At 40.5% G+C, this 26,098-nt stretch carries 31 protein-coding genes and 1 riboswitch; of the genes, 11 read left to right on the top strand and 20 right to left on the bottom strand.

All coding sequences use genetic code 11. From position 1 onward, the window contains the following. Window positions 1–5 precede the first annotated feature (5 nt). Window positions 6–602 carry an ECF transporter S component gene (locus Q7A53_RS11635; protein WP_411789341.1) on the bottom strand — a complete coding sequence of 199 codons (597 nt, stop codon included), beginning with the start codon at window positions 600–602 and terminating at the stop codon, window positions 6–8. Between the two features lie 163 nt (window positions 603–765). Then, window positions 766–910: riboswitch (FMN riboswitch) on the bottom strand. 74 nt (window positions 911–984) lie between these two features. Next, window positions 985–2,043 (bottom strand): M20/M25/M40 family metallo-hydrolase, encoded by a 1,059-nt coding sequence (locus tag Q7A53_RS11640; RefSeq protein WP_411789342.1) that lies wholly within the window; start codon window positions 2,041–2,043, stop codon window positions 985–987. A gap of 133 nt (window positions 2,044–2,176) precedes the next feature. Between Q7A53_RS11640 and Q7A53_RS11645 the strand changes: the two genes are divergently transcribed. After that, complete coding sequence (locus Q7A53_RS11645; protein WP_411789343.1) at window positions 2,177–2,731, top strand: thioredoxin family protein; 555 nt, start codon at window positions 2,177–2,179, stop codon at window positions 2,729–2,731. A gap of 96 nt (window positions 2,732–2,827) precedes the next feature. Further along, window positions 2,828–3,826 (top strand): potassium channel family protein, encoded by a 999-nt coding sequence (locus tag Q7A53_RS11650; RefSeq protein WP_411789344.1) that lies wholly within the window; start codon window positions 2,828–2,830, stop codon window positions 3,824–3,826. Here Q7A53_RS11650 and Q7A53_RS11655 read toward each other — a convergent pair. The 3 genes from Q7A53_RS11655 to Q7A53_RS11665 form a co-directional block, all read right to left on the bottom strand. Further along, the gene (locus tag Q7A53_RS11655; RefSeq protein ID WP_411789345.1) at window positions 3,797–4,225 is read right to left on the bottom strand and encodes a YugN family protein; all 429 of its coding nucleotides are present in this window, start codon (window positions 4,223–4,225) and stop codon (window positions 3,797–3,799) included. The genes Q7A53_RS11650 and Q7A53_RS11655 overlap by 30 nt on opposite strands. Before the next feature lie 94 nt (window positions 4,226–4,319). After that, window positions 4,320–5,666, bottom strand: a complete 1,347-nt coding sequence (locus tag Q7A53_RS11660; RefSeq protein WP_411789346.1) for a glucose-6-phosphate isomerase — start codon at window positions 5,664–5,666, stop codon at window positions 4,320–4,322. Between the two features lie 220 nt (window positions 5,667–5,886). Then, window positions 5,887–7,053, bottom strand: coding sequence for an iron-containing alcohol dehydrogenase (locus Q7A53_RS11665; protein ID WP_411789347.1), 1,167 nt, complete (start codon window positions 7,051–7,053; stop codon window positions 5,887–5,889). A 146-nt stretch (window positions 7,054–7,199) separates the two neighbouring features. Between Q7A53_RS11665 and Q7A53_RS11670 the strand changes: the two genes are divergently transcribed. Beyond that, on the top strand, window positions 7,200–7,439 hold the full coding sequence (locus Q7A53_RS11670) for a DUF378 domain-containing protein (RefSeq protein WP_411789348.1): 240 nt from the start codon (window positions 7,200–7,202) through the stop codon (window positions 7,437–7,439). Window positions 7,440–7,489: 50 nt separating this feature from the next. Here the strand turns inward: Q7A53_RS11670 and yugI are convergent, their stop codons facing one another. Further along, window positions 7,490–7,876 (bottom strand): S1 domain-containing post-transcriptional regulator GSP13, encoded by a 387-nt coding sequence (gene yugI / locus Q7A53_RS11675; protein WP_411789349.1) that lies wholly within the window; start codon window positions 7,874–7,876, stop codon window positions 7,490–7,492. A gap of 546 nt (window positions 7,877–8,422) precedes the next feature. Here yugI and Q7A53_RS11680 point away from each other — a divergent pair. Further along, on the top strand, window positions 8,423–9,598 hold the full coding sequence (locus Q7A53_RS11680; protein WP_411789350.1) for a MalY/PatB family protein: 1,176 nt from the start codon (window positions 8,423–8,425) through the stop codon (window positions 9,596–9,598). Between the two features lie 124 nt (window positions 9,599–9,722). Here Q7A53_RS11680 and Q7A53_RS11685 read toward each other — a convergent pair whose 3' ends face one another. Both Q7A53_RS11685 and Q7A53_RS11690 read right to left on the bottom strand, forming a co-directional pair. Beyond that, window positions 9,723–10,304 carry a superoxide dismutase family protein gene (locus Q7A53_RS11685; protein ID WP_411789351.1) on the bottom strand — a complete coding sequence of 194 codons (582 nt, stop codon included), beginning with the start codon at window positions 10,302–10,304 and terminating at the stop codon, window positions 9,723–9,725. A 114-nt stretch (window positions 10,305–10,418) separates the two neighbouring features. Beyond that, window positions 10,419–10,601: a hypothetical protein gene (locus Q7A53_RS11690; RefSeq protein WP_411789352.1), complete on the bottom strand. Its 183-nt coding sequence runs from the start codon at window positions 10,599–10,601 to the stop codon at window positions 10,419–10,421. A 121-nt stretch (window positions 10,602–10,722) separates the two neighbouring features. Between Q7A53_RS11690 and Q7A53_RS11695 the strand changes: the two genes are divergently transcribed. Further along, the gene (locus Q7A53_RS11695; protein WP_411789353.1) at window positions 10,723–11,103 is read left to right on the top strand and encodes a kinase-associated lipoprotein B; all 381 of its coding nucleotides are present in this window, start codon (window positions 10,723–10,725) and stop codon (window positions 11,101–11,103) included. 208 nt (window positions 11,104–11,311) lie between these two features. On the opposite strand, the gene Q7A53_RS11700 is transcribed toward Q7A53_RS11695, so the two are convergent. Beyond that, window positions 11,312–12,487, bottom strand: a complete 1,176-nt coding sequence (locus Q7A53_RS11700; RefSeq protein ID WP_411789354.1) for a cation:proton antiporter — start codon at window positions 12,485–12,487, stop codon at window positions 11,312–11,314. Window positions 12,488–12,493: 6 nt separating this feature from the next. Further along, a complete protein-coding gene (locus Q7A53_RS11705; RefSeq protein ID WP_411789355.1) occupies window positions 12,494–12,982 on the bottom strand; it encodes a cation:proton antiporter regulatory subunit in 489 nt (162 codons plus the stop codon). A gap of 280 nt (window positions 12,983–13,262) precedes the next feature. Here Q7A53_RS11705 and deoD point away from each other — a divergent pair, with 280 nt between their 5' ends. Beyond that, entirely contained in the window at window positions 13,263–13,973 is a 711-nt protein-coding gene (gene deoD / locus Q7A53_RS11710) for a purine-nucleoside phosphorylase (RefSeq protein WP_411789356.1), read from the top strand. Between the two features lie 38 nt (window positions 13,974–14,011). On the opposite strand, the gene Q7A53_RS11715 is transcribed toward deoD, so the two are convergent. After that, window positions 14,012–14,254, bottom strand: coding sequence for a DUF2642 domain-containing protein (locus Q7A53_RS11715; protein ID WP_411789357.1), 243 nt, complete (start codon window positions 14,252–14,254; stop codon window positions 14,012–14,014). A 275-nt stretch (window positions 14,255–14,529) separates the two neighbouring features. After that, window positions 14,530–16,008: a leucyl aminopeptidase gene (locus tag Q7A53_RS11720; protein ID WP_411789358.1), complete on the bottom strand. Its 1,479-nt coding sequence runs from the start codon at window positions 16,006–16,008 to the stop codon at window positions 14,530–14,532. A 188-nt stretch (window positions 16,009–16,196) separates the two neighbouring features. Between Q7A53_RS11720 and Q7A53_RS11725 the strand changes: the two genes are divergently transcribed. Next, on the top strand, window positions 16,197–16,673 hold the full coding sequence (locus Q7A53_RS11725; RefSeq protein ID WP_411789556.1) for a divergent PAP2 family protein: 477 nt from the start codon (window positions 16,197–16,199) through the stop codon (window positions 16,671–16,673). 118 nt (window positions 16,674–16,791) lie between these two features. Here the strand turns inward: Q7A53_RS11725 and Q7A53_RS11730 are convergent, their stop codons facing one another. The 3 genes from Q7A53_RS11730 to Q7A53_RS11740 all read right to left on the bottom strand — a co-directional run bounded on the left by Q7A53_RS11730 (window position 16,792) and on the right by Q7A53_RS11740 (window position 19,235). After that, window positions 16,792–17,460 (bottom strand): 3D domain-containing protein, encoded by a 669-nt coding sequence (locus Q7A53_RS11730; protein WP_411789359.1) that lies wholly within the window; start codon window positions 17,458–17,460, stop codon window positions 16,792–16,794. A gap of 102 nt (window positions 17,461–17,562) precedes the next feature. Further along, window positions 17,563–17,880 (bottom strand): YuiB family protein, encoded by a 318-nt coding sequence (locus tag Q7A53_RS11735; protein WP_411789360.1) that lies wholly within the window; start codon window positions 17,878–17,880, stop codon window positions 17,563–17,565. Between the two features lie 116 nt (window positions 17,881–17,996). Further along, window positions 17,997–19,235: an NAD(P)/FAD-dependent oxidoreductase gene (locus Q7A53_RS11740; protein WP_411789361.1), complete on the bottom strand. Its 1,239-nt coding sequence runs from the start codon at window positions 19,233–19,235 to the stop codon at window positions 17,997–17,999. Between the two features lie 293 nt (window positions 19,236–19,528). Between Q7A53_RS11740 and Q7A53_RS11745 the strand changes: the two genes are divergently transcribed. Next, on the top strand, window positions 19,529–20,515 hold the full coding sequence (locus Q7A53_RS11745; RefSeq protein WP_411789362.1) for an NAD(P)/FAD-dependent oxidoreductase: 987 nt from the start codon (window positions 19,529–19,531) through the stop codon (window positions 20,513–20,515). 56 nt (window positions 20,516–20,571) lie between these two features. On the opposite strand, the gene Q7A53_RS11750 is transcribed toward Q7A53_RS11745, so the two are convergent. The 4 genes from Q7A53_RS11750 to Q7A53_RS11765 form a co-directional block, all read right to left on the bottom strand. After that, window positions 20,572–20,823, bottom strand: coding sequence for a hypothetical protein (locus tag Q7A53_RS11750; RefSeq protein ID WP_411789363.1), 252 nt, complete (start codon window positions 20,821–20,823; stop codon window positions 20,572–20,574). A 194-nt stretch (window positions 20,824–21,017) separates the two neighbouring features. Continuing rightward, window positions 21,018–21,380, bottom strand: a complete 363-nt coding sequence (locus tag Q7A53_RS11755; protein ID WP_411789364.1) for a HesB/IscA family protein — start codon at window positions 21,378–21,380, stop codon at window positions 21,018–21,020. A gap of 266 nt (window positions 21,381–21,646) precedes the next feature. Beyond that, window positions 21,647–21,883: a YuzB family protein gene (locus Q7A53_RS11760; protein WP_411789365.1), complete on the bottom strand. Its 237-nt coding sequence runs from the start codon at window positions 21,881–21,883 to the stop codon at window positions 21,647–21,649. A gap of 76 nt (window positions 21,884–21,959) precedes the next feature. After that, window positions 21,960–22,298, bottom strand: a complete 339-nt coding sequence (locus Q7A53_RS11765; protein ID WP_411789366.1) for a YuzD family protein — start codon at window positions 22,296–22,298, stop codon at window positions 21,960–21,962. A 159-nt stretch (window positions 22,299–22,457) separates the two neighbouring features. Between Q7A53_RS11765 and Q7A53_RS11770 the strand changes: the two genes are divergently transcribed. Further along, window positions 22,458–22,679, top strand: a complete 222-nt coding sequence (locus Q7A53_RS11770; RefSeq protein WP_411789367.1) for a NifU family protein — start codon at window positions 22,458–22,460, stop codon at window positions 22,677–22,679. A gap of 44 nt (window positions 22,680–22,723) precedes the next feature. Here the strand turns inward: Q7A53_RS11770 and Q7A53_RS11775 are convergent, their stop codons facing one another. After that, complete coding sequence (locus tag Q7A53_RS11775) at window positions 22,724–23,686, bottom strand: 2-hydroxyacid dehydrogenase (RefSeq protein WP_411789368.1); 963 nt, start codon at window positions 23,684–23,686, stop codon at window positions 22,724–22,726. 172 nt (window positions 23,687–23,858) lie between these two features. Here Q7A53_RS11775 and Q7A53_RS11780 point away from each other — a divergent pair, with 172 nt between their 5' ends. Both Q7A53_RS11780 and Q7A53_RS11785 read left to right on the top strand, forming a co-directional pair. After that, complete coding sequence (locus Q7A53_RS11780) at window positions 23,859–24,377, top strand: phosphatidylglycerophosphatase A family protein (protein WP_411789369.1); 519 nt, start codon at window positions 23,859–23,861, stop codon at window positions 24,375–24,377. A 108-nt stretch (window positions 24,378–24,485) separates the two neighbouring features. Beyond that, window positions 24,486–26,048 carry a hypothetical protein gene (locus tag Q7A53_RS11785; RefSeq protein ID WP_411789370.1) on the top strand — a complete coding sequence of 521 codons (1,563 nt, stop codon included), beginning with the start codon at window positions 24,486–24,488 and terminating at the stop codon, window positions 26,046–26,048. Window positions 26,049–26,098 lie beyond the last annotated feature (50 nt).

Here is a 26,098-nt window from a genome sequence, read left to right on the forward strand (position 1 = left end):
TTTTTTCAGGCAGCAGAGGATGACCGGGTCACTCTCTGCTCTACCCATGGTTTTATCTTTATATACAGCGGGGTAAACAGCACAGCTATGATAACACCCTTCAGTGCGTTAAATGGAAGAATGGCAGCTGTAATCGTTGCCCACTTCACTTTAGCACTCATTTCCTCCATGCCCATAAACCAGCTGTATGCCGGTAAAATAAGCAGGTAATTTAATATGCTCATACTTACTGCTGTAATAACAATACTGGTGATTAATCCCAGCATCAAACTTTTCGTCGTTTTAAATTTATGGTAAATCACGGCAGCAGGTACTATGAAAAGAATTCCCGCAGTAACATTCGCCATCACCCCTACAGGATCAGAAGCTCCGGTGTAAATGAAAAATAAGAAATTTTTCAATAGTTCCACAGCAATTCCGGCAAGCGGTGTAAATAAAACAGCCGCTATTAAAGCCGGGATTTCACTAAAATCCACCTTTAAATAAGGCGGCAGCATAGGCAGCGGAAAGTTTATCAGCATTAGAACCATAGATATACTTCCTAAAAGTGCGATAAGAATTAATTTAAATAATTTTGATGATTGTCCATAGCGGTTCACCATCAATCTCCTCCTTCATCCTTCCATCGATTCACATCCCAGATGAAGGTGAGCTTACCTACGGCATATAAAAAAACCCTAAAGCACAATCAGGGGCTTTAGGGTTGGTCATTAACATCCATAGGAAAACAAAGGCAGAAATTTCACATACTCTACCTGTTTCGCTCGACATCTTCTCCCATCCAGACTTTCACTGTCGGTCCCGGATTCTCACCAGGTCCACCGATTGGCTGAGGCCAAGCGGGTCACGGACTTAGAGTGCAGCACTCCTCACCGTCGGTCGGGAATTTCACCCTGCCCCGAAGACGGAATCGATATAATATTGTACTTTTATTTTATAGGCAGGATGGAAAAACTGCAACTCATTTGTTCCAAAAGCACTAGTCTAGTCTTCTAAAGGGTTTAAACTTTCGTTTCCGGTCATGTTCGCAATCATTTCTGTAAGCAGTTCAATCTCCTCGTCCATATCCTTGATACTCGCCGTTTCCACTGGAGAATGCATATAGCGCAGCGGAAGAGATACAAGACTGACGGGCACCCCTTTTCCTGTTAAACGCATACGATCTGCATCGGTGCCTGTGGCTCTCGGGGTCAATTCATATTGTACTTTCATAGAAAGTGATGTTGCTGTTTTCTCAAGCAGTTGATTAATTTTTCTATTTATCGGTGCGCCTTTGGCAAGTACAGGTCCGCCTTCTAACCGAATATCGCCGTGCTTATTTTGATTAACTCCTGGGTAATCGGTAGCAAAGGTTACATCACACGCCAGCGCTAAGTCAGGCTCTATGGCTGCCGCTGCAAAATAAGCACCGCCCATATTCGTTTCTTCATTCACAGTACTGACTGCATAAACACCGACCTTAAGATTCTTTTCGGCTAATTTACGCACTACTTCCCCGACGATAAATTGACCGGTGCGGTTATCCAGTCCTCTTCCTGATACATAACGGTCCATGAGTACTTCTGGGGAACGTTTATATACAGCGAGATCCCCAATCTGAACGAGCCCCTCCATCTCTTCTTTAGATTGTGCGCCGCAATCAATAAACAATTCTTCTAGGTCAAAATCACCCTTCAGACCTCCGTGATGCTGGGCATTCACACCAATTACTCCAGTAATTGCTTTTTTGTATCCCAGGACGGTCACTTTCATGCCTACCGCTGCCTTTGGATTAATTCCGCCCATCTTATCAAAATGCAGGTATCCGCGTTCATCAATTCGATTGATAACCAGTGCAATTTCATCACAATGCCCGGCCAGCATGATTTTAAAATCCGCCTCCGGATTCAGGACTGCCATTGCATTACCAGCATGATCAGTTCTAATTTCATCGGCTACTGGCTTCATTTCCTCTATCCATCGCTTTTGAATGGCCATCTCCATACTAGACGGGGATGGTGTCTTCAGCAGCTCCATTAAAAAATTCAAACGTGATTGATCCATATGTAAGCCCTCCTTTAGATTCATTTTTAATAATACCAAATCCAGCTTTATTCTGCAGTTTTTTTAAAAAGTGCATATTCTCTCCTGACTTCGGGAACAAGATCAAGTATGCAGGTTTTAGGAGGGATTATTAATGAATTTGGAAGATTGGTTTCTCAAAGGAATGACAGCACAAGCATACGTAGATTCTATGGATCATCACAAAGAAGATCTGATCTATATATATGAGAATTTTGATGTTTCTGCGAAGGATCATCCATTCTTTGAACAGCTGCAGAAAAGAAACTTACGCGCTCTGATTTTAACGGAAGACTGGTGCGGAGATGCGATGATGAATATTCCTATCTTTCTAAGATTAGCGGAAGCAAGCCACATTCATACTCATTTCTTGCTTAGAGATGAAAATCCGGATTTAATGGATCAGTATTTAACAAATGGCACCTCCCGTTCCATTCCAAAGATTATTGTAATCAATTCGAAAGGGGAGGAAATTTGCAATTGGGGACCCAGAGCACCGGAACTTCAGCAATTTATAGATGAATCCTCAGCAAGTCTACCCCAAAAAGATGATCAAGAATTTAAAGCAAAGCAAAAGGAAATGCTCCGCTTTGTAATAAAAGCTTACCGGGGCAATCAGGATCTGTGGAATTATGTATATGAAGATCTTAAGAAAACGCTAAAATATTAAAAAACCTAAACTTGCCTGTAATTGCCGGGCGAGTTTTTTTTATGTTTGAAACCTTTTTTTATTGCCATAATGAATAGAAAAAGGGAGTGAGTATGAATGCAGAGTCTCATTCGAGTTTATTTCCGTATGCCTTTATTTTTAAGACTGCTGGGAACTGTTTTATTATTAATGATTCTCTTTGGGTTTATTATTCATACCCTCGAACCCGATAGTTTCCCAACAATTTTTGATGGAATATGGTGGGCCTTTGTTACGGGATCCACTGTGGGGTATGGGGATTACGTTCCGCTTAGCACAGGCGGCAAATTGACAGGAATCATTTTAATTCTTATGGGGGGTGGTCTGGTCACTTTCTATATGGCTACTTTGTCCGCTTCCACTGTAAAGCACGGACAGGCACTCAGTCGCGGGGAAATAGCGTTTAGAGGTACGGACCACGTTATCCTCGTGGGCTGGAATGAACGGACCAGACAATTGATTGACATGATCCTTCATCAAAAGGATCAGGAAAAGATTGTCCTAATCGATAGCACAATGAATGAAATGTATGAGCGGCTTTCTCTAGTTCATTTTGTTAAAGGGGATGCGTCGAATGAGGAAACATTGGAGATGGCGAATGCGAAGCATGCTCGCTTAGCAGTTATTACTGCAGACCCTTCTAAGAAAGAGCAGCAATCAGATCAATCCGTAATTCATCAAATTGTTGCTCTTAAGGGCCATCATCCTCAGCTCTTTATCATTGCTGAAATACTTACCGAGCGTCAAAAAATAAATGCACAACGTGCAGGGGCCGATACAGTCATCCGTTCTAATGATTTTATGAGCAGCTTATTTTACCATGAGTTGTATCGTAACGATCCTGTCCAGCCATTTCAGCTGCTTTTAGATTTGTTAATTTCACGGCAATTCCATGAAGAAGTGATCGACCATGCTTTAATAGGAAAACCATTCATTACCGTACTTGCTGATTACCTTAAAGATGGCTCTTTGATCATTGGCCTTCGCAATGAACAGGACGTTACATTTAAACTCGATCAGGATACCACCTTAAAAGAAGGCGATCGCTTAATCTTCCTTTCCCAGCTTAGAACTTAGTTTGTGTTCTACTTGGGAAAGGAGTTCACGCCCCATTTGAACATATTGCTCAGGAACTTTTCCATCCTTGTCTTTAGGTTCTTGGAATTGGTCAAAAACGGCACGGAAGTTACCTTCTTTAACTTGATCATCTAAACCATCCTGATAAATATGGGAAAGTACAAATGGCTCGCTTATTCGGATTAAAGAATTATCATCTGGGCTGTCTAATGTACCCGTCTTTACAGTAAAGGGAATACGCAGAAAATGATACCCCTCATCATCCGCTAATAAGTAGTCATAGTATCCATGTTCATAATCCCAATTATCAGATAGATGAAAGCCAAAAGTTTTTAGTTCTTCATCTAATTCACTCATTGAAATAACAGAATCAGTAAGTGACGAATTTAATAAAATCACGGAAATCTCTCCTTTTAGCTATATCTTGCCCAAAAGAAAAAACCTCAGGCTGTCCATTTTATGGATGTGCCTGAGGCGAAACTTTTAATATTAATTACAGTCGTTTTTCCAGCTTTTGTTTTTCATCTTCGAATCCTGGTTTACCCAGTAAAGCGAACATGTTCTTCTTGTATGCTTCTACACCTGGCTGATCAAATGGATTTACTCCAAGAATATAGCCGCTGACTGCACATGCTTTCTCAAAAAAGTAAGCTAGGTAGCCGAATGTAAAGGAATCCCGCTTAGGAACATGGACAATAAGATTCGGAACTTGTCCATCTGTATGTGCCAGCATCGTTCCCTGATAGGCTTTTTCGTTTACCTGATCAACTGTTTTTCCTGCAAGATAATTTAAACCATCAAGGTTTTGAGCATCCTCTTCAATCGTAATATCTGAAGTTGGTGATTCTACATGAAGGACAGTTTCGAATAGATCCTTCCGTCCATCCTGGATGTATTGACCTAAAGAATGCAAGTCTGTAGAAAAGTTTGCTGAAGCAGGAAAGATCCCTTTTTGGTCTTTTCCTTCACTTTCCCCAAACAACTGTTTCCACCACTCAGAAAAGTATTGTAAGGATGGTTCATAGTTGACCATCATTTCAATCGTCTTCCCTTTGTTGTAAAGTACATTTCGAACCGCTGCATATTGATAAGCAGGGTTTTCGGAGGTCTGATCCGAGCTTAATTCTTTGCGGCTCAAGTCAGCTCCTTTCATCATCTCTTCAATATCAATTCCGCTCGCTGCTATGGGTAGTAAACCCACTGCGGTCAGAACGGAATAGCGCCCGCCCACATCATCAGGAACTACAAAAGTTTCGTAACCTTGTTCAGATGCTAAGGTTTTTAGAGCACCTTTTTCTTTATCCGTCGTCGCATAAATTCTTTTTTGCGCTTCTTCTTGACCGTATTTCTCTTCTAAGAATTTACGGAAAATCCGAAAAGCTATTGCGGGCTCTGTGGTAGTGCCGCTTTTTGAAATAACGTTAACCGAAACGTCTTTATCCTTTAAAACATCAAACAACTCATTGATATAAGGTGCACTCACGCTGTTCCCTACAAAGAAAACCTGCGGAGTATCACGCTGTTCAGAAGGTAATTCATTATAGAAGCTGTGATTAAGCATCTCAATCGCCGCACGAGCTCCGAGATAAGAACCGCCGATTCCAATGACTAACAAAACATCAGAATCCGACTTTATCTTTTCTGCAGATTTTTTAATGCGGGAAAACTCTTCTCTATCATAGTTTTCCGGCAAGTCCAGCCAGCCTAAGAAATCACTGCCTGCCCCAGTTCCTTCGTGCAATGCCTCATGAGCTAAAGAAACAGCCCCTTGCATATACTCCAGCTCATGTTCCCCAAAAAACGGAAGCGCTTTTTCATAATCAAAACGAAGATGTGTCATGGATTCTCCTCCAATATTTTTTATTAAAATAAGTAAGCCAATTTCACTTTATCGAAACCTGACTAGCAAATCAAGGAAACTCATTATTGTAAGCGGATACACTTACGGAAGAACCATAAGATGGTACTGAGCTCATGATGATTTCACCCAAAGTAGACAGAGAAATGACTTCAGTCTAAAAAAAGAAGTGCAGGAACCTCCTGCACCACTTTTTCAAGCATTATTTAGACATGACTAAGATTTTTTCTACATCTTTACCTTCCAGCTTACTAAAGTTTCCGAATGCTCCGCGATTCATTGCTCGATCCACAATCACATCAAACTTGTCATCCTGGATATCATAATCAGCAAGTGTTTCAGGTGCTCCTAAAGAGGACCAGAAAGAGCGAAGAGCTTCAATGCCTTCAAGGGCAACTTCACGATCCGTCTTCCCTTCTGTATCCACGTTAAATACTTTAGTAGCCATGCGGACAAATCGCTTCTCATTTACTTCAACATTGTGTTTCATCCAGTTCGGGAACAAGATTGCAAGTCCTCCGGCATGTGGAATATCATAAACTGCTGAAACCGCATGTTCAATATTATGGCTTCCCCAATCTCCGCTATATCCCATCTGAAGCATGCCATTTAACGCGATGGTTCCTGCATAAAGAATCGTCTCACGGTGCTGGTAGGACTCCAGATTATCAAGCAATTTAGGTGCTGTATCAATAACGGTACGCAATACACCTTCTACCATTTCATCCTGGACGGGAGATTGTGTTTCATTGTGGAAATATTGTTCAAATAAATGACTCATCATATCCACAATGCCATAAATTGTTTGATCACGAGGAACGCTCATTGTATTTTGCGGATCAAGAATTGAAAAGGTTGGGAATGTGTAAGGAGGGAATCCCCATCCGTACTTTTCATTTGTTTCCCAATTGGTAATGACTGCACCAGCATTCATTTCGGATCCAGTTGCAGCAAGGGTAAGAACTGTACCAAAAGGCAACGCTCCTTTTGGAGAAGCTTGTTTAGTAACAAGTTCCCAAGCATCACCATCATACTTTGCACCTGCTGCGATCGTTTTTGTGCAGTCGATTACACTTCCACCGCCAACAGCTAGGATGAAGTCCACATTCTCCTGTTTACAGAGGTCTACCCCTTTTCTAACCGTACTTAACCGTGGATTTGGTTCTACACCAGAAAGCTCAACAACTTCCACCTCAGCTTGGTCCAACTGAGCAATAACCTGTTCATAAATCCCGTTCTTTTTAATACTTCCTCCTCCGTAGACTAGAAGGACTTTTTTTGTATGTGCTGGAAGCTGATCTTTCAATGCTTCCACTTGGTTTTTACCGAAAATTAACTTTGTAGGATTGTGAAAAGTAAATGCATCCATGTTTTAAATTCTCCTCTCGATTTCCTGCTATTCGTTTTATATTATCCATAATTTCTCCTTTATTCTCAAAAGAAACGGCTTATGTATATTTTTATTAATATAGCTTAAGCTAGGACTGTTCATTACAAATTATAGGAGGGCAAACAATGAACTGGATTCAACGTACAGCACTTTTGCTAATTATTATTGGAGCAATCAATTGGGGTTTAATTGGTTTATTCCAATATGACCTAGTAGCCGGCCTATTTGGCGGCGGAGAACAAAGTGGATCGTTCGCACGTGTTATTTACACACTCGTAGGGATCAGTGGACTTATTGCAATCTCCCTTTACTTCTCCCCTGCCGCGGACTACGACGAAGCACCTTCAGCAGAAACTACAGAGTAAGATAAAATTCTGCATAAAAAAACCCGGCCATTCAGCCGGGTTTTTCACTATTACTTACGAAATTTTTCGCGGTCGTCTGATTGTTTAATCCAGTCTTCCAGCTTATCTTTCAAGGAGTTAAAACCAGCAGAAGAATCTTCTTGCTGTTTCACTGCCGCTTGTTTCCTAGGACGACGCTCCTCTTTCTTAGGGGCTTCCTGAGTAGCACGAATAGAAAGAGAATATTTATTGCTTTTCTCATCGATGTTCAGAATTTTAACTTGTACTTCGTCACCTTCATTTAAGTGCTCATTAATGTCCTTAACAAAACCATGAGTCACCTCTGAAATGTGAACGAGACCTTGTACTTGATCATCTAATGCAACAAATGCACCATATGGCTGGATACCTGTAACTTTACCTTCTAAAACTTGACCTTCTTGAAACTTCTCTGACATGCTATACAACTCCTGATATATATATTATTCGTTTCTTTTCACGCAATAAATGATTTTATCACAGATTCTCTAATTTAGCAAAGGAATCTAGAAATTACACGTGATCTAATATTAATTTCACCCTGCCTCCCTTCTGCTATTACTAAAAGGAATTTTTCAATGCGATTATAAACACGTAAAAAATTCTTAAACCCAATTGAAAAAAAGCCCTTTGATGAAGAACAGTACGAACCACGTCGCTTCTGGCAATAAAAACTTGCAGAAGAAGTTTAATATTCACCGTTGTCCAATAAGCATAATTGCATGTCGCGAATCTACTTTCATGAATATTATTCTAAAAAAATTAAAATAATAGGTTTAAACTCTATTATTTATGGTAATACCTATAAATGTAAGACTTTCTCGTATTCCCCCTGTGTGAGCAAAGCGTAGCGATCGCTTTGCTTTTTTTTTGCCAAAAATACCAGAGGGGAAACAGCTTATTGGGCAGATTTTTTAAGATTCGATATGATAGACACAAGTCTTGGAATAATTGGAGGGATCATATTGAGTAGATTTACAGAAGTTACACCTAGAAAAGGGACCAGGTCTGTCAAATGGGATATGGCAGAAGACCTTTACCAAGATAAAGACATTCTTCCCATGTGGGTTGCCGACATGGATTTCCGCATTCCAGATGCTGTGATTCAAGCTTTAGAAGAAAGGGTAGCTCATGGAATTTTTGGATATACCCTGCCAGACAACCAATTAAAGGAGGAGGTTACCGGTTGGCTTCAGCACCGGCATCAATGGGAAATTCAACCCGAATGGATTACATACAGTCCAGGTGTGATCCCCAGTCTCCATATGATTATACAATCACTGACGGAGGAAAGTGACCATGTCTTAATTCAAACGCCAGTCTATCCCCCCTTTTACAGTGTGGTAGAGCAGCATAATCGAAATTTGGTTAAAAACCCTTTAGTTTTGGAAAACAACCAATACACAATAGACTTTAAAGACTTTGAAGATAAAATAATCGATAATCATGTGCAATTGTTTATTCTTTGCAACCCCCATAATCCGGTCGGACGAGTATGGTCAAAAGAAGAGCTGACTAAAATGAGCGAAATCTGCCTTAAACACAACGTAAAAATTGTGGCCGATGAAATTCATGCAGACTTAATCTTTAGTGAAGCAAAGCACATTCCGATTGCATCTCTTTCCAACGACATTAGCGATCAAACAGTTACCTGCTTATCTCCAACTAAAACCTTTAACTTAGCTGGATTACAGGTTTCTTATTTAGTGACCGCAAATCAGGAGTTAAGGGAAAAAGTAGAGAAACAATTTAAACAGCAGGGCATGGGGATGTTAAATACACTTGGTATCACTGCATTAGAGGCAGCTTACTCGAAAGGTGAAGAGTGGCTCAGTGAGCTGCTTGAGACCCTGGAAAATCATAGAGATTACGTGGCACAACGCTTCCACGATGAAACCAATGCTATTCAAGTTATTCCAGCCGAAGGAACCTATCTATTATGGCTGGACTGCCGTAACCTGGGCTTGACGCATACAGAACTTAAATCATTTATGCAGAAAGAGGCAAGAATAGGATTGAATGATGGTGCTTCTTTCGGAGAAGAAGGCGAAGGGTTCATGCGCTTAAATATTGCTGCGCCAAAAAAAATAATAGAAGAAGGCGTAAATCGGATTATTAAAGCAGTTGAAAATCACTCTTAACAAGGAACTTTAAACTAGATATTAAAAAACCCGGACTCACAAAACGTGAATGGTCCGGGTTTTCTATTGAACATATATTGAAATCAGTTACATTTTTTTCTAAGATCAGTAAATCATTATACCATCACTTACTACTTTTCTTTTGTTTTTCCATTGGTTCTGTTGGATCACTGGTTTCATTCTTGTCCGCATCTAAAGTGATCTTAGCACATGCAAATCGTTCACCCGAGTCACCGGCCGGCTGCGTCATTCCATCATCCACTCCACTATGAATAACAAGGGAGGTACCTTCCTTACGAAGAAGAGACTTCTGCCCATCTTTTAAAGTAGCATCTGGAAGCATTAATTCCGCATTCACCATACCAGCTGAGTCCGCTTCAATATTAGGCAGATCCCCAGCATGAGCGCCTTCTGCATTCATCAGTCCATGAAGCTTAGACATTGGATTGAAATGATTCCCCGCACTTTTAAAGTCTGGTGCTTTACATTTAGGGAATTCATGAACATGGATGGCATGGGGGCCAGGCTCTAACCCTTCTACCTTCACTTTCACTTGAACGCCATCTGACATTTCTTTCAAAGTAGCCGTTCCTATCTTGTCTCCCTGTCCGTTATAGAACGAAGTATTTAATGGTGACCGTTTATCTGCACTACAGGCGGAAAGAAAGAGGCAGATGATAAATCCAATTGGTATAACTCTGTTCATGGAGCACCTCCGTGTCTGACTGAGTCCTTAAAGCTAGTGTCTCCATAAAACAGGAAAAATATAAATTTTAAAAGCAAACAAAAAGGCCGCGCTGTTCCCGGTAGCGCAGCCAATTCAATGTTCGTGGTGCTGTTCAGCAGCAGACGTGTAATTCTCTTCTGATTTCTTTTCTTCTTTCCTTGATGCGCGGATAATGAGATACATAGTGAGTACGGCACCTGCCATGAAGATGAGCAATGAAATAACGGCTGGGATATATTCCGATTTGTCTTCTGGAAAATACAAAAATTCCATCATAACACGATCACTTCCTTCCCTATTTCTTCATTATATCAAATCTTCCATTTAGAAATCACTTCTTCACGATATCTTCACACTTAATATCTTTGTTACAATAAGAAAAAAGGAGGTTCGGTGCATGCCAGAGCATAACATTGGAGACATCGTCAAAGCTCATTATAAATCTGGAATTTATATAGGAGAAGTAGCAGAAGACAGAAACCGTTTTTATTTGGTTAAGGTTTTAGCCGTTGACAAGCATCCGATGCAAGGGGATTTACATAATCCTGGTAAAACGGAAGAGGTGTTCTTTCACCAGCGCAAAGCGCTCAGCTTCCAGGAGAAAGCGAATGTCCAGAAGGAAGCTGTTCATTCCTATGAAGGAGAGGTTCCAGAGTATGAAGCTTCATTAAGGGACTCTATGGAGCAATTAAAGGCAAAGCTGACGAGAAGAGAGACCGAATTTAATAAGTTGGCTGTACAGCGTCTCGCTGAGCTTGAACACCAGTATTTTGGTTAACTATCACAGGTATAATAACTTTACTTTTTCATCAAGAGAGACAGGCAGCTGAAATTTATTCACCATAAACCCCCGAACGTAATAGTTCGGGGGTTTATGAATTTAACGAGGTATTCAGCGGAACCTGTCCAACTAAGTCAATTTCCACGGGCACACGCTCCGTCTCGTTTGATGTATGGGTCGTACTTATAAGCTTCAAGCACCTATTTTATCGAGGTACTTTTAAATTCTTCTTCTTTTTCACTGGTTTTCCATATAGTTTATTAGTAATCTTAGATGCCTGTTCAAACAGAAGCATTCCGGTAAAGGCAGCTGCCACTATATATATTCCGCTGAAAACTTTAAGCATACCTGCAGCAGCCCCGGCAATCACTACTGAAAACTCTCCACGAGCACACAAAGATAATCCAGCTCTGAGAGAAGCCCGCTTTGATATTCCATACATTGGTCCGCCTAAAACACCGACCAAAACTTTGGACAAAACAGACCAGACCACAAGTGTGAGTAAAAGGCCGGCCATTGGAATCCCATTTCCTAATTCAATAGTTGTCCCAAAATACACAAAAAAAGCCGGCAGAAGTAGATCTCGCACAGGATAAACGGTTTGTTCTACTTTTTCGACCTTTCCAATCTCAGCCAGCATCATCCCAGCTAAAAATGCACCCAGGACCTCGGATAGACCCAAGTAAAGTGCAAACCCTCCATATCCTAAAGCAATGCCGATTAATAGAGCGATTTTGAAATCTTCATCATCAATCCGGTCCAAGAAAGCTTCAAAACGCTTAAATAATGTTTTACCAAGCAAGATTGCTAATAAAGCAAGTCCTGCAATCTTTCCAGCTAAGAGCAAAAAGGTGACCACAGTTAAATCTTCGCCTGAGTGGATGCCAAAGAGAACTGCCACAATAATGGGCGCTGCTAAGTCTTCAAAGATGAGAAGAGCGAGCATGAATTCCGTTTCCGTGTTTGCCATTCTCCCCCGGTCATCCAGCAGTTTAGCGGTAATCGAAGAGCTAGTAGCGTAGCATAAACCCCCGATTAAAAAACTTGAAAATAAATCAAGCTGAAATAATAAGGCAATTCCGGTCGTGACTCCTAAACTTAATCCGATGTCTAATAGTCCAGTTGGCCAAATCCGTCTAGCAATGCCACCTAGTCGATTAATATTAAATTCCAGACCCAGCAAAAAGAAGAGGAGAACGATGCCAATTTCACTGGCGAAGTGCAGCAGTTCACTATCCGCTACCAAATCCGACAGGAAAATTCCAAGCAGGATATACATGACGACGTTGGGGAACTTGATTTTAATACTTAAAAAACCTAAGTAGAAGATAAATAGCAAAATCAATCCTGCGCCAAGCAGGGCTGGAAATTCAGTGGGCACTAATGATCATTCCTCTCCTTTACACAAAGCAGACAGGCTGTCAATTTGGTCTTGCTTTCCAATGGTCATGATGACGTCGCCGGGCTGAAGTCGGGTATCCGCTTCAGGAATGGCAATCGTTTCGTCTCCTTTAACGATACCAATAATTGTTGCTCCCGTTTTATTTCGGATCTCCGATTCTTCAATCGTTTGAAAAGCAATCGATGATTTTTCTTTGAGCTCCACCCAATCTATAACAATTTGGTTCTTAAAGATTTTCAATTTGTCGGCATCTACAGGCTGATAAGTAGCACCAAGCAATTGAGCCCCTAGCTCCCGAGTTTCATCTGAAGTTAAATCCATAGCAAAATCTGCTTCTTCACTGTCCGCCTCATCAAAAAAGTATAATTCTCGCTTTCCAGTGTGATGGACAATTAAAACAAGCATACTGTCATCGCCGGTTATAAGGGAAATCTTTTGACCGATCCCCGGCAATTTCGAAATCGATATATTCATTTTTTCAGCTCCTTTTATTAGCAGGTGTACGGTCCAAGGCTTCTTTTTATTATGAAACGTTTACTATGAAAATAAACCGCAAAGCTTTGTATCGCCCCCACGGTCTTTATTTCAATGAATGGAACACGAGTTCTTTTACATCGATCTGATGCCTATCTTCCTTTATTCTTTATTTTACCAGTACGGTTTACTAATACAAACCTTTATATAATGATGATTTGTTTTCTTTATTTTGGTGTGGTAATTTTAAATAGCTTAACTAATACAAGGGGGTTATCTAATGAGTACACACATTGGTGCGAATCCTGGAGATATTGCTGAAAAAATTCTATTGCCGGGTGACCCGCTCCGTGCAAAGTATATTGCTGAAAATTTTTTAGAAAATCCAAAATGCTATAATGAAGTCCGCGGCATGTATGGCTATACCGGAACTTATAAAGGTGAACGTATCTCTGTACAGGGAACCGGAATGGGAGTTCCTTCGATTTCCATTTATATAAATGAACTAATGGAAAGCTATGATGTTCAAAAACTAATCCGTGTCGGTACATGCGGAGCCCTGCAAAAAGACGTGAAAGTGCGTGACGTCATTCTCGCCTCTACCTCCACTACCGATTCTCAAATGAATCGTATGGTCTTTGGCGGTATTGATTTTGCTCCGACCGCAGACTTTGGGTTATTAAAAAATGCTTACGATGCTGGAAAGAATAAAGGGCTTAAACTTAAAGTGGGTAATGTGTTTACCAGCGATAGTTTCTACCGTGACCAGGCAATGGACTTATTCAACCTTCTCGCTCAATATAATGTACTGGCCGTAGAAATGGAAACGACCGCTCTTTATACACTAGCTGCGAAATATAACCGGCAGGCATTATCGGTCTTAACCGTCAGCGACCACATTCTTACTGGAGAAGAAACTTCTTCGGAAGAAAGGCAGACCACGTTTAACGAAATGATTGAAGTTGCTTTAGAAGCAGCGATTCAAGACTAGCACGATTCACCCGTTCTCTATGAGATAACGGGTGTTTTTCATTTTTGATTTATTTTTTCAATTTCATCTAAAGGGATAAAGAGAACTGAATCTCCGACTAAGACCTCTGCGTAGCAGGATTTTACCTTCTCAAGCTGTCCCCGAAAACAATACTTTTTCGTTTGAATGAGTAAGTGTTTTCCCATGCACAGCTTCATGGTGCTTAGGAGCCAGGTTTCAATACTTCTGCTTGTTGAAGGCGATGTTCCTTCGGGCGGAACTGCATATTCTGGATAAGACATGGAAAGTCCTCCCCCAAACATAATCTTATTTATCCTATACATTAGTATTGAGTTTGTTTGGGCTTTTCAACCATAGACAATACTAGGGAAGTGCATGCTGCTTTTCCTCTGGTGAATGCTTAATGGCTAGAAGAAGTGGTCTGCACGTTAACCATAACTGCGGCCATGGAAATCGAAGCAGACAAATATAGAAAATAAAAACCCGGACCTCTGAAAATATGGTCCGGGAAATTTTTTGTATAAAATTAGGATGGTGCAGAACTTTGGAAGCTTACCTAGCTAAGAATATAACCAGCTAATGTTTTTGCCATCACGCCTGTTGGTCCCTTTGGCCCAAGTTCATGAGAAGCTTCTGCCACAGAAGTTCCTGCAATGTCTAAGTGAACCCACGGAGTATTTTCAGCAAATTCTCCTACGAAAGCTCCCCCCATTATCGGATGGGCCTTTCTCGTAGGTGAATTATTTAAATCGGCAATATCGCTATTTCGAACTTGGGCTTGATAATCCTCATTATAAGGAAGCTGCCAAATAGGTTCTCCCATGGATTCCCCAATAGACTCAAGCTCTTTATAAAGGTTGATATTGTTAGTCATAGCTCCAGTCATCCAGGAGCCCAAAGCGGTAACTACTCCGCCCGTAAGAGTGGCGACGTTTATCACGCGGTCAGCTTTGTTCTGTTTGGCATACGTCACGCCATCCGCTAGCGCAAGCCTGCCTTCCGCATCTGTATTCAGCACTTCGATGGTTTTCCCACTTAATGAAGTAATGACATCATCTGGCTTGAAAGCGGAGCCAGAAATCATATTATCTGAGGAAGGAATAACAGCTAATACATTTTTGCTCGGCTTAAGCCTGCCAATCGTATCCATGGCACCAAGGACTGCAGCTGCACCTCCCATGTCCCCTTTCATACCAGGCATACCGGTTTTAGATTTAATCGAATAACCGCCTGTATCGTACGTAATCCCTTTTCCTACTAAAGCGGTAACATCCTCCCAGTTTTCTAAGCCCTGATATTTTAATACGATCATTTTCGGAGGCTCAGTGGAACCCTGATTTACAGCTAACAGAGCTCCCATCCCCAGTTCCTCCATATCTTCTTTCTCTAAAATTTCTGCCTCAAACCCATAATTGTCTGCCATGTGAAGCGCATACTTCGCCATATCTGTCGCAGTCAGAAGGTTGGCAGGCAGATGGACAAGGTCTCTTGCTGTATTTACCCCTTTACCAAACGCAAATCCAGTCGCTGCGGAACGAAGTAACACGCGTTCATCGTCACTGCTTATGAAAGTAACGTGCTCGATCGCAAGGGAGCCTTCCGACTTTCGGGTTTTATAATGTTTGAGTACACAAGTAGATGTAATCATCGCTTCTGCAATTATCTCCGCACACTCTTCAATGCGAAGCTGATCAGGTTTTAAACTATCCATTGCTAGAGCTGCTTGAGTAATTCCATCCTGCTGCAGCTGTTTAAATAACCGGCCTAGAGCTTTACGATAAGTAGAGCGAGTCAGTTGATCACTATTACCTAAGCCTATAAAGTAGACGCGTTTTGCCGAAAGGATTCCTGCGGGCATTAATTTAGACACTTTCTGTCTTTTACTTGAAAGATCACCTTCCTGTATGTAGCTGTCCAGCTGACCATTAAATTTCTCATTGACCTGATGATAGGAATTCATCTTCTTATCATCCTGAAATAAACCGACGATTAAAGCCTGGTCTTCCTCGAATAATGTTTTTCTAGTTGAAAACATGTGAACACCTCCAGTTCAAAGTATACTAGAAACCTTAATTTTTTTCTTACTTTAACTTTTAGGAACAACATTTCTAGGGACGTTCATTATTTGAATGTGATATGATATACATAGAATTTTTCATACTCACCTCTTATGAACACGGATGAATTTCTATTTTATTTTGGGCTGGAAAGGATGTCACCATGCTGAGTTTATTGCATAATTTCCCCTTGTGGGCATCGATCGCTGCTATTTTCTTTGCACAGCTTGTAAAGATTCCCATCCATTTTTTCGCATCAAGAGAGTTTACTCCTGGCCTTGCTTTTAGTACAGGCGGTATGCCAAGCAGTCATTCAGCTGCTGTCACGGCTCTTGCCACCGGAGTCGGCATACAAGAAGGTTTCGATTCTGCCATCTTTGCTGTGGCCTGCGTGTTTACGATCATTGTGATGTTCGATTCCACAGGTGTACGACGACAAACCGGCGAACAGGCGATCATGCTGAATATCTTACTAAAAGATTTCCAAAGGTTTGTAGATGAAGCTAAAGATTGGGGAAATAAAGAACAGTTTCAACGTAAAGCGGAATTGAAAGAACTTCTCGGACACCAGCCTATCGAAGTTTTTTTTGGAGGAGTCACCGGAATTTTACTTGCTTTTATCCTGCATTCAATGATTTATTAGCAGGTCAGAAGAAACATCTCTGACTGAACAGAAAAGCGTGACATCAAGCTGAAGCTCTTGATGTCACGCTTTCTTTGGGTGAGTGAAGAAAGACCGTTGTCATCTTCAGACTCTTCTATCATTCTTTAAGGATTTCATTACGAAACACCTGTAAAGCCTGATTTTCATTCAAGTGATTAAGGTCTTCAGCAGTTAATTTCCCTGTTCCCCTTTTAATCACATAGACTTCAAGTGTTTTCTTTCCCCAATTATCATATACAGCATCCACTGAGGGGTAATAAAGATCAATTTTGTTGCCTTGTATGGCGGAACCGGTATCTGCCACCACCCCATACCCATAATCGGGAATAAACAATACTGTACCAATCGGAAACACTCTAATATCTGCTGCAATTGTTGAATATAAATCACGCTGTACAGGAACTCCTGAAAAAGTAATCCCATACTCTGGGTGCTCAGGCGTCTTTCCTGTAGATTCAAAACCTGCTGTATACCCTGTGGCCGTCACGGTCTTCTTGGGATAATTGGATAAAGTCAAAGTATCCTTTAGTGAACTGTATCCTGCGGCAGAAGCAGCAGAACTTTGTTCCTCCTCAACTGCAGAGTCATTCGTTTGCTCCTTCTCTTGGGCGGTCCTTACAGCTGTTTGAATCGAAACAGTTTGGTTATTACTAGCCAGCCAATCATCCAAATCAGTCACTGATAAATTTGAAAGATTAGCAATTGTATTGTATAGAGTAGCTGTTAATAACCCAGCTATCATCATATGGTAAGTGCGCCTTTTCATGATCATCACCTCTCGATGTAATCATGTCCAACCACTTACCTAATTATACAAAAAAAGTCCGATCCTCAGATCTGAGATGAGAGGATCGAACAGTGAAATGAATTAAAACATTTGATACCCGCTTTTTCTAAGAAAACGAATAACCCATCCTGCTCCAATCGTTCCTAAAAAGCCACTGAGCAGGATTAATATATCCACGACTTTCAAATGAATTAAATGGTCAAACACGGTTGGAAAAGCGTATCCAGGATAGGCAAAATACTTGCTGAACGCAAAGTCGTCAATGATTAACAGGACAATAATTGGATATACATAAGCCATTAACCAAGAAGAACGCAAAATCATGTTAATAAGAAAGGAAATCCCAAAAAAAAGCACAAAAAAGAGCAATATAGAAACGAAAAACTGTACGATGTTCAAAAACGTTTCCCCCTGTAAATTTTATCTATGTACCCCTCATCCACCCTATATTTTATAGTTCATCTATAAAAAAAGCAAAGGCAGAATGATCTGCCTTTGCTTCGTTCACCGATGGCCTATAAATTTAAAAAGTTTAATTTGCCTTTTTTCAATACTAGACCGATCCCGCCTAATTTAAGAAGATAGCGATTATCGATCACCTTTTTCATCGCTGATGCGGACCAGCCAAAGAGTTTCTTGTCACCAAAGACTACCCCAATAGCATCCTTGCTGCCAAGAGAAGCTACAGTTCCTTTAAGATCCGGAGTAAAGGGTTCTAAATGGGTCTGTCCCTGAACTAACCGTTTAAGGTTAGCTGCTGTATTCTCTGCCTGCTGGATAGCAATTTGAGCAGTTGGGGGATACGGGCGATTTGTTTCTTCATTAATAATCAGTGCACAATCCCCTACGATAAATACATCATCATATTCAGAAGGACGGAGATCTTCTCTTACCTTCACTCGCCCGCGATTAGCTTCTATCCCAGCTTCTTCTACCAGTGGATTCCCGCGTACCCCGGCTGCCCATACCACAGTATTTGTAGGAATTTCTTCGCGCTGATCGTCCTTTTCGTAAATTAATTTATCTGCTGTTACTTCTTTGATCATGGCTCCGATCCTGAATTCTACCCCTTTCGCTTCAAGCCTGTTCATAGCATATTCCACGAGCTCAGGGTCAAATCCAGGCAATGCAGTTGGAGCCGCTTCTACGGTAATAATACGAACCTTCTCCCGGGGGATATCATATTCCTTGCAAAGCTCGGGCACACGATTAGCAAGTTCGCCTGCAAACTCGATTCCTGTAAAGCCTGCCCCGCCGACCACTAGATTTAGCCGCTCCTGCTTTTTCTCTTTTTCATTGTTGTATTTAGCAAAGTTGTATTCAATATGCTGACGGATCAGGCGGGCACTGTTAATGCTGCCAATCGTAAATGCATGCTCTTTCAATCCAGAAATCCCGAAAGTTTCCGCCTCAAACCCTAATCCAATAACTAAATAATCATAGTCTAGTTCGCCGTTTTCTAACGTGACTTTCTTGTTCTCAGGATGAATAGCAGTTACGGTATCCTGTATTAAATTAATCTTGCCTGGATCTACCACATCTTTAATTTGAATACGGGTACGATCATGGTGAAGCGTTCCTGCAGCATTTTCATGAAGCCAAGTGGTTTGATAGTGATAACTATGCTTGTTCACCAGCGTCACATTGGCTTCGTTGATTCCTAAACTCTTTTGAAGTTTGACTGCAGTAATCATTCCTCCATAACCTGCACCTAGAATGACAATAGTAGGTTTCTTCAACATCATCACTTCCATCTCTTAGTATTTAATCACTAAACAGGCTTCAGGTTAGCTTTCTTGGGTATTGTGACTATATTCACACAGTATTTTATAAAAAAAAGCCAATCTGTTCCTATAAGAACGGTACTGCCACCTATGTTTTTTTGTCTTTTCTTATTCCTTGTTTTCGGCATTTTCAACTTATTCCATAAATAAAGTACTACTACTGACCATTACCCGAAAGTGCTTACACAATAACATTGTTCCCTTGGATATGGATTTTATGATAGAATGAAAAAATGTAATCATAACGAACAGGGGGGAGAACTATGAATGATAAAGTTTATGATATAACTGTCATCGGTGGTGGTCCCGTAGGTTTATTTACCGCTTTTTACGGCGGAATGCGGCAAGCCAGCGTTAAGATCATAGAGAGCCTGCCACATCTTGGAGGCCAATTAACTGCATTATATCCAGAAAAACATATATTTGATGTCGCAGGATTTCCTCGGGTACGTGCCCAGGAGCTTGTCGATAACCTTAAAGAACAAGCAATGGCGTTCGACCCAGCTATTGCACTGGAGGAAGCCGTCGAATCCATAGAACGCATGGAGGATCAATCCTTTAAATTAACGACTAACCAAGGTGTTCACTACACTAAAACAATTATCATCACTGCCGGAAATGGTGCTTTCCAGCCTCGTAAATTAAAAATGGATGGTACCGAAAAATACGAAAATTCCAACCTGCATTATTTTGTAGATGATATGAGCAAATTTGCAGATAGAAATGTAATGATCTGCGGCGGCGGGGATTCAGCAGTAGACTGGGCCCTTATGCTTGAGCCTATTGCTAAACAAGTTTCCCTGGTACACCGTAGAGATAAATTCCGTGCTCATGAACACAGTGTAGAGCAACTTAAAAATTCAAAGGTCAGACTGCTGACCCCGTTCACACCTGAAAAGATGATCGGGGAAGATCGAATTTCTCAAGTGGTACTGCAAGAGGTCAAAGGGGACAAAGTAGAAACAGTAGATGTAGATGATCTTATTGTGAACTACGGCTTTATTTCCTCCCTTGGACCGATTAAAGACTGGGAACTGGAAATTGAAAAGAACAGCATCGTGGTAAACTCGAAAATGGAAACGAATATTCAAGGCATATACGCTGCAGGAGATATTTGTACGTACCCTGGCAAGGTGAAGCTCATTGCTTCAGGTTTCGGGGAAGGTCCGACAGCCGTAAATAATGCCAAAGCCTATATGGATCCAAATGCTCGCCTTCAGCCGAAGCATTCCACTAGTATGTTCACTTAAAAAACCAGCCATACACGTAGAAAAAGCCAGCCGATCAATAGGCTGGCTTTTCTTATTCACTCTTCTGGAGGAGAGCCCTTCCCATTTCTCCGGAATTCTATAGTAACGTATTCCTTTACTTGGTTGGATACATGTACCCCGCCTATCACATATACAAAAGTGATTAACAAATGCTTTGCATTTTCATCGACGGTGCCTGAAAGAATATACTGCTGCATAGAAATAATAAGCGTGATAAAAAAACCAATAATAATTGCACTAATTCTGCTTTCATCTGCTGAAAAACTTTGCATGAGAAATTTCTTCATAAGGAAACTCCCCCTCTTTTCCTTTTAATTAAAGGTATGCAGAGCAGGAACTTCCTATCTCTATCTAATCTTAATCTTAAAAATTTAAACGCATAAAATCCCGCTGAACAAGTGGCATATTCGTTCAGCGGGATTTGTATTTCCAATCATTTAACTGTAATTAAATAAACGATCAGTTTTTATTCCTTTACTTTTTAACAGTTAGGATCTGGAGTACCTGCATTGGTTGCGGTTTTAAAGGAAGAGCCACACCCACAGGAGACAATCGCGTTCGGATTATCGATTGTGAAACCTCCGCCCATCATATTCTGTTTAAAGTCGATGGTTGTTCCTTCTATAATGGCGGCATCCTGTCTATTAATTACTACCGGAATTCCATGTGCTTCCTCAGTAATATCAAGTTCTTCGTTAATCTGATCTTCGAAGCCCATTGAATAAGACAATCCGCTGCAACCTCCACCTTTAACACCGAAGCGAAGACGTACTTGTTCAGAATCTTCTTCCTTCATCATTTCTTTAATTCGGTGACTAGCCGCTTCTGTAATGTTCAGAATCATCCCGAGCCTCTCCTTTCTAATCTTACTGTTAGTATACTAACCAGCCTTTATATTATCAAATGTTTAATCTCTTTCTAAACTAAGTAAAACAGTGATTCGATGGAGTTTAGGAAGTACCTCCTCTGACTAAATCCTTCAACCCTATATACATATGCCATTGAGTCAAAAAAAGAATTTCCATTCATCTTAACTGGAAATTCTTACTTAGCTGCCTAACTGGCGGCCGTTTAATAAGGAATCGTGTGGTATTACAAAGCTGACACCCTTTATAGGTGGGGATTCTCTTCCAAATATTCATAAATATTATCTACAAGTTTTTCTGGTGTTTCAGCCATCACACGTTCTCCTTCGACTAATGCAAACAAACCGTATGAACAAAGACCGCAATTACTTAAGCAGCCGTACTCTATTACATCTAGGTCTGGATCTTTTTCAAGCACTTCTTTTGCTGCCTGTGACCCACTCACCAAATTATTTATACAAAATTCAACCATTGGATTCATCCATTGTCTCTCCTTTGAATGAAGAATGAATCCCCATACAGCACCTATTTTACCATACGTTTTCATCGATCGTTAATTAAAGACCGGTAAGTTCTTGTAAGCCATGCTGTTCTAACGCCTGATAAACGGTTTTTAAGCGTGGAATACCCTCAGCGACGATCTCTCCCTCCACTACTACAAGTGGATAAAAAAGTTCATCATTAAGAATTTGATTTACAAATTCTGTATGCTTTTCTTCATTTTCAGATTTGTGAATATCAATATAATGATAAGTTATGTCTTGATTGCCATACTTCCTTGATATGGCAGCTTGCAGCCACTCATAGGTTTCCTTTGCTCCAGGAGCATTCACACAACTTGGGCATTTAATTTCTGCCCCGTAAACATCCAAATGAATCTTTTTTTCTCCCCCCATGATTCCCCTCCTCTAAAGCTGACAGCTCTTTTCTTTTATTTTACAAAAGATCTGAAAAAAGATAAAATGAAAATGGTTCTCAATAAATATCATGAGACAATATAGATTTTTTCAATGAAACGTTTTATAATGAATTATATAGAAAGGGGAAGATTGAACATGCATGAACAAGTTCAGGAAGTACTTAATAAACTTCGCCCATTTTTACTGCGTGATGGAGGAGACGTTGAATTAGTAGATGTTGAAGATGGAATCGTCCGTCTGCGTCTCATGGGGGCTTGCGGAAACTGCCCAAGCTCAACAATCACTTTAAAAGCCGGTATTGAACGAGCTCTATCCCAGGAAGTTCCGGGAGTTTACGAAGTAGAACAAGTATTTTAATGATTGTCAGGATACTCCGCCAGCTTTTACAGCTGGCGGATTTTTTATACCGGCGTAATCGCTGTATCTCCTTGCAGTACACGCAGAGCATTATTTAAAGCAAGTTCCATCATTTTCGTACGGGTCTCTACACTCGAAGAACCTATATGCGGAAGGCAGACAACTTGATTAAGCTGTAGAAGAGGATGATCCTTGGAGATTGGCTCATTCTCAAACACATCTAACCCTGCTCCTTTTATCTCTTTCGATACGAGAGCGTTATACAATGCCGTTTCATTCACTAAGGCGCCTCTTGAAGCATTGATAAATATAGCATCATTTTTCATATGCTTGAAAGCCGCTTGGTCGAACATGTGGTAGGTTTCATCAGTCAACGGGGCAAGACAAACAACGAAATCTGCATTCTTCAGTAAATACTCCAAGCTCACATATTCAGCTCCAAGCTGTTCTTCAGCCTCTACATTTCTCGACCGGTTATGATAAAGAATTTCCATATCGAACCCTCTGCCACGTTTGGCTAAGGTTGTACCTATCCGTCCCATTCCCACAATCCCAAGAGTTTTATGGTGGATGTCGGAACCCGCCATCAGCATAGGTGCCCAATGTTTCCAGTCTCCATTTCTTACATATTGATCTGCCTCCACTATTCTTCTGGCTGATGTCATTAACAGTCCAAAAGCCAGGTCAGCTGTAGTATCGGTTAACACATCAGGTGTATTGGTTACTTCAATGTTATGCTTTCTAGCGCTTTCGACATTGATATTGTCATATCCAACAGCCATATTTGCTACGATTTTTAAATTGGCAGCTTCGTTCAGTAAAGTGTCATCAATGGATTCTGTCAGCATGGTCACTAGACCATCCGCTTCTCTTGCTTTTCGTAAAAGGACCTCTCTCGGTACTGCTTCATCTGTTTTTTCCCACATATCAATTTCTAATTTATCCCTATAAGGTGCGAGAACCTTCTCAGGAAGTTTTCTTGTAATAAAGATTGACGGCTTGCTCATCGCTTCGTCCTCCTCTCAGGTTATTATTCAGTTTAACATCTTTTTAAATCACGAAGGTCATTTGTCACAATGAAAGCGATTTATTGGTATAATAATAATATCCCTTTTAGTTTTTGTTTCATAAATCAGGGTAAATTATACTAGGGTTGAGTAAATGAGGGAGGCAACGATTATGGCAGATAACAAGAAAATATCCGCACTTGAGAAAACGGCACGCGAATGGCTGACGGAGCGGGGAGTCACCATAGACGATATGGCAGAGTTGGTGCACTATCTTCAATCCAAATATCATAACAACCTGACCATGGAGGACTGCCGCTATAATGTAAATCAAGTTTTAAAGAAGCGGGAAGTTCAAAATGCGATTCTCACTGGCATTCAGCTGGATAAATTAGCAGAACAAAATAAATTAGAAGAACCACTTCAAGCTACAATAGCAGCTGATGAAGGCTTGTATGGAGTGGATGAAATTATCGCCTTTTCGATAGTAAATGTGTATGGTTCCATTGGATTTACTAATTATGGCTACATTGATAAGCAAAAACCTGGAATCCTGCAAAAGCTTAATGATAAATCAACTGGAGAATGTCACACTTTTCTTGACGATATCGTAGGAGCCATAGCGGCAGCTGCTTCCAGCCGTTTAGCACATAGCGCTGTAGGCGATGAAGAAGATGAGGAAGAAGAGTAACCGCGCAAATCCTGCGCGGTTTTTTAATTTTCTGAAACCTATAGATTTTTATTCCGTATGTAAGCTATAGTAGTTAATAGATTACATAGTTGGAAAGGAATGGATTTCATGGAGTTTTTTAAAAGAAAATGGGTATGGCTTGCCCCAGTCATTATAATAATGGTGGGAATTGCCTTATTATTTATTAATAATTATCAAAAAGTTACTGAAGCCCCGGAAAAAAACTGGAGTAGAGAAATCAATCTTGGAACGACGCCAGTTGCTTCAGAACCTTCGCTATATACTGCTGCGAATGGAGATATAACGCTTACTTATTTAACTGCCGATGGCGTTACAAAGAAAATATATAATAAGGATTACGATTTAAAGAATAAAAGTACATATCAGATTCCTGTCAACAAATTTACTCAAGTTTATTTAAAGGATACTACTTTTCTATATTCCGACTACTACGCCCTATATAATGGAAAAACCCATAAAAAATTGACAGATATAGATCAATTTATCTCAACTGACAGCAAGGTATTCTACCGTAAAGATAATCAGCTCTACTCCCTGGAAACCGACAGCTTAACGTCTCAACCTCTTTTAAAACTGGAAAATGAAAATGCTTCTATACACGCTTATCAATCCGGTCAGAGTACGTACCTGATGAAGAATTCAGTCGATCAAAAAGGGAATCACATCACTTTCTATAAATTAAAGGATAATCAAGTGACTACTCTCGGAAAATCCGACTTTACATTAGATGATTCCCTCGTGGCAAAAGATTTACAATTTGCGATAAAGGACAATACCGTCAAAGTATTAGTTACCGCCTTACAGAAACAAAACATGAGTGGAACTCCACAGAACCAATATTTTTATGCTTCCACTCCTATGAAAAAACAACTGAATTTAACTCAATTATCGATTAAAGATCCACACGGAAGCGGTCATTTAACTGAACTCGGGGACATTAAACTGAGATTAAATGACGGTCATACTCAGCTTCTATTTAAAGCATTTGGCAGAACTGCAACTCGTTATAAAGAATCAAAGCAATTTAACATTTATAAGGCAGCTTTAAATGATACTGAGGTAACAAGTGTCATGAGATTAAGTAATACACCAAGTAATTCTGTAAAACCGATGTGGATCAATAATGATACAATTACTTGGCTGGATTTAACCGGTGACCAAAAGGATTTATTTTTATCATCCTCCCAAAAAGAAGTGATTACAAAGGCGAAAGGAGTTCACAAAAGAAACTTATTGAATGCGTTAGGGAAAACAGCTGGAATGCTGTCTCTGAGTTTTCTTACCATAGTCATCGCTTTTCTTTGGTTTATTTGGCCGTTGATTTTCCTTGTAATTATGATGTTCAGCAATAATAAAGCGCTTGATAATGACCATCCCTGGGTATTTTACACAGGTATCTTTATCTATCTTGCTGCTACTCTAATATTTAAAGACCGGTTGTTTACTCACTCCCTAATGAATAGTGCTCCTGACTACCTCTCTTTCACGGGAAGCTCGTTTATTTATCTGTTAGGATTTGGTGTACTCACCTATGGTATTCTCATGCTTGGCCTAAAGAAAAGAGATTGGTCCATTCCCATTCAGGTGACCTATTTTGTAGGTATTCATGTTGCTTTTATCATGATATTCTTCGGTCCCTACTTAATCTAAAATCGAAATAGAAGTTAATAGAGGAAAACCCCGAACCATTGGATCCACTT

This window comes from Halobacillus rhizosphaerae, from assembly GCF_046719735.1.
GTDB classification, from domain to species: Bacteria; Bacillota; Bacilli; order Bacillales; family Halobacillaceae; genus Halobacillus_B; species Halobacillus_B rhizosphaerae.

Coding starts and splice junctions, on each gene's coding strand:
- Q7A53_RS11650 (WP_411789344.1), top strand. CDS start 2,828: ATGCAGAGTCTCATTCGAGTTTATTTCCGTATGCCTTTATTTTTAAGA.
- Q7A53_RS11695 (WP_411789353.1), top strand. CDS start 10,723: ATGCCAGAGCATAACATTGGAGACATCGTCAAAGCTCATTATAAATCT.
- Q7A53_RS11750 (WP_411789363.1), bottom strand. CDS start 20,823: ATGAAGAAATTTCTCATGCAAAGTTTTTCAGCAGATGAAAGCAGAATT.
- Q7A53_RS11640 (WP_411789342.1), bottom strand. CDS start 2,043: ATGGATCAATCACGTTTGAATTTTTTAATGGAGCTGCTGAAGACACCA.
- Q7A53_RS11740 (WP_411789361.1), bottom strand. CDS start 19,235: ATGGAAGTGATGATGTTGAAGAAACCTACTATTGTCATTCTAGGTGCA.
- Q7A53_RS11720 (WP_411789358.1), bottom strand. CDS start 16,008: ATGTTTTCAACTAGAAAAACATTATTCGAGGAAGACCAGGCTTTAATC.
- Q7A53_RS11785 (WP_411789370.1), top strand. CDS start 24,486: ATGGAGTTTTTTAAAAGAAAATGGGTATGGCTTGCCCCAGTCATTATA.
- Q7A53_RS11765 (WP_411789366.1), bottom strand. CDS start 22,298: ATGGGGGGAGAAAAAAAGATTCATTTGGATGTTTACGGGGCAGAAATT.
- Q7A53_RS11755 (WP_411789364.1), bottom strand. CDS start 21,380: ATGATTCTGAACATTACAGAAGCGGCTAGTCACCGAATTAAAGAAATG.
- Q7A53_RS11635 (WP_411789341.1), bottom strand. CDS start 602: ATGGTGAACCGCTATGGACAATCATCAAAATTATTTAAATTAATTCTT.
- Q7A53_RS11760 (WP_411789365.1), bottom strand. CDS start 21,883: ATGAATCCAATGGTTGAATTTTGTATAAATAATTTGGTGAGTGGGTCA.
- Q7A53_RS11715 (WP_411789357.1), bottom strand. CDS start 14,254: ATGTCTTATCCAGAATATGCAGTTCCGCCCGAAGGAACATCGCCTTCA.
- Q7A53_RS11660 (WP_411789346.1), bottom strand. CDS start 5,666: ATGACACATCTTCGTTTTGATTATGAAAAAGCGCTTCCGTTTTTTGGG.
- Q7A53_RS11665 (WP_411789347.1), bottom strand. CDS start 7,053: ATGGATGCATTTACTTTTCACAATCCTACAAAGTTAATTTTCGGTAAA.
- Q7A53_RS11780 (WP_411789369.1), top strand. CDS start 23,859: ATGGCAGATAACAAGAAAATATCCGCACTTGAGAAAACGGCACGCGAA.
- Q7A53_RS11770 (WP_411789367.1), top strand. CDS start 22,458: ATGCATGAACAAGTTCAGGAAGTACTTAATAAACTTCGCCCATTTTTA.
- Q7A53_RS11730 (WP_411789359.1), bottom strand. CDS start 17,460: ATGAAAAGGCGCACTTACCATATGATGATAGCTGGGTTATTAACAGCT.
- yugI (WP_411789349.1), bottom strand. CDS start 7,876: ATGTCAGAGAAGTTTCAAGAAGGTCAAGTTTTAGAAGGTAAAGTTACA.
- Q7A53_RS11645 (WP_411789343.1), top strand. CDS start 2,177: ATGAATTTGGAAGATTGGTTTCTCAAAGGAATGACAGCACAAGCATAC.
- Q7A53_RS11670 (WP_411789348.1), top strand. CDS start 7,200: ATGAACTGGATTCAACGTACAGCACTTTTGCTAATTATTATTGGAGCA.
- Q7A53_RS11705 (WP_411789355.1), bottom strand. CDS start 12,982: ATGAATATATCGATTTCGAAATTGCCGGGGATCGGTCAAAAGATTTCC.
- Q7A53_RS11685 (WP_411789351.1), bottom strand. CDS start 10,304: ATGAACAGAGTTATACCAATTGGATTTATCATCTGCCTCTTTCTTTCC.
- Q7A53_RS11690 (WP_411789352.1), bottom strand. CDS start 10,601: ATGATGGAATTTTTGTATTTTCCAGAAGACAAATCGGAATATATCCCA.
- Q7A53_RS11775 (WP_411789368.1), bottom strand. CDS start 23,686: ATGAGCAAGCCGTCAATCTTTATTACAAGAAAACTTCCTGAGAAGGTT.
- deoD (WP_411789356.1), top strand. CDS start 13,263: ATGAGTACACACATTGGTGCGAATCCTGGAGATATTGCTGAAAAAATT.
- Q7A53_RS11745 (WP_411789362.1), top strand. CDS start 19,529: ATGAATGATAAAGTTTATGATATAACTGTCATCGGTGGTGGTCCCGTA.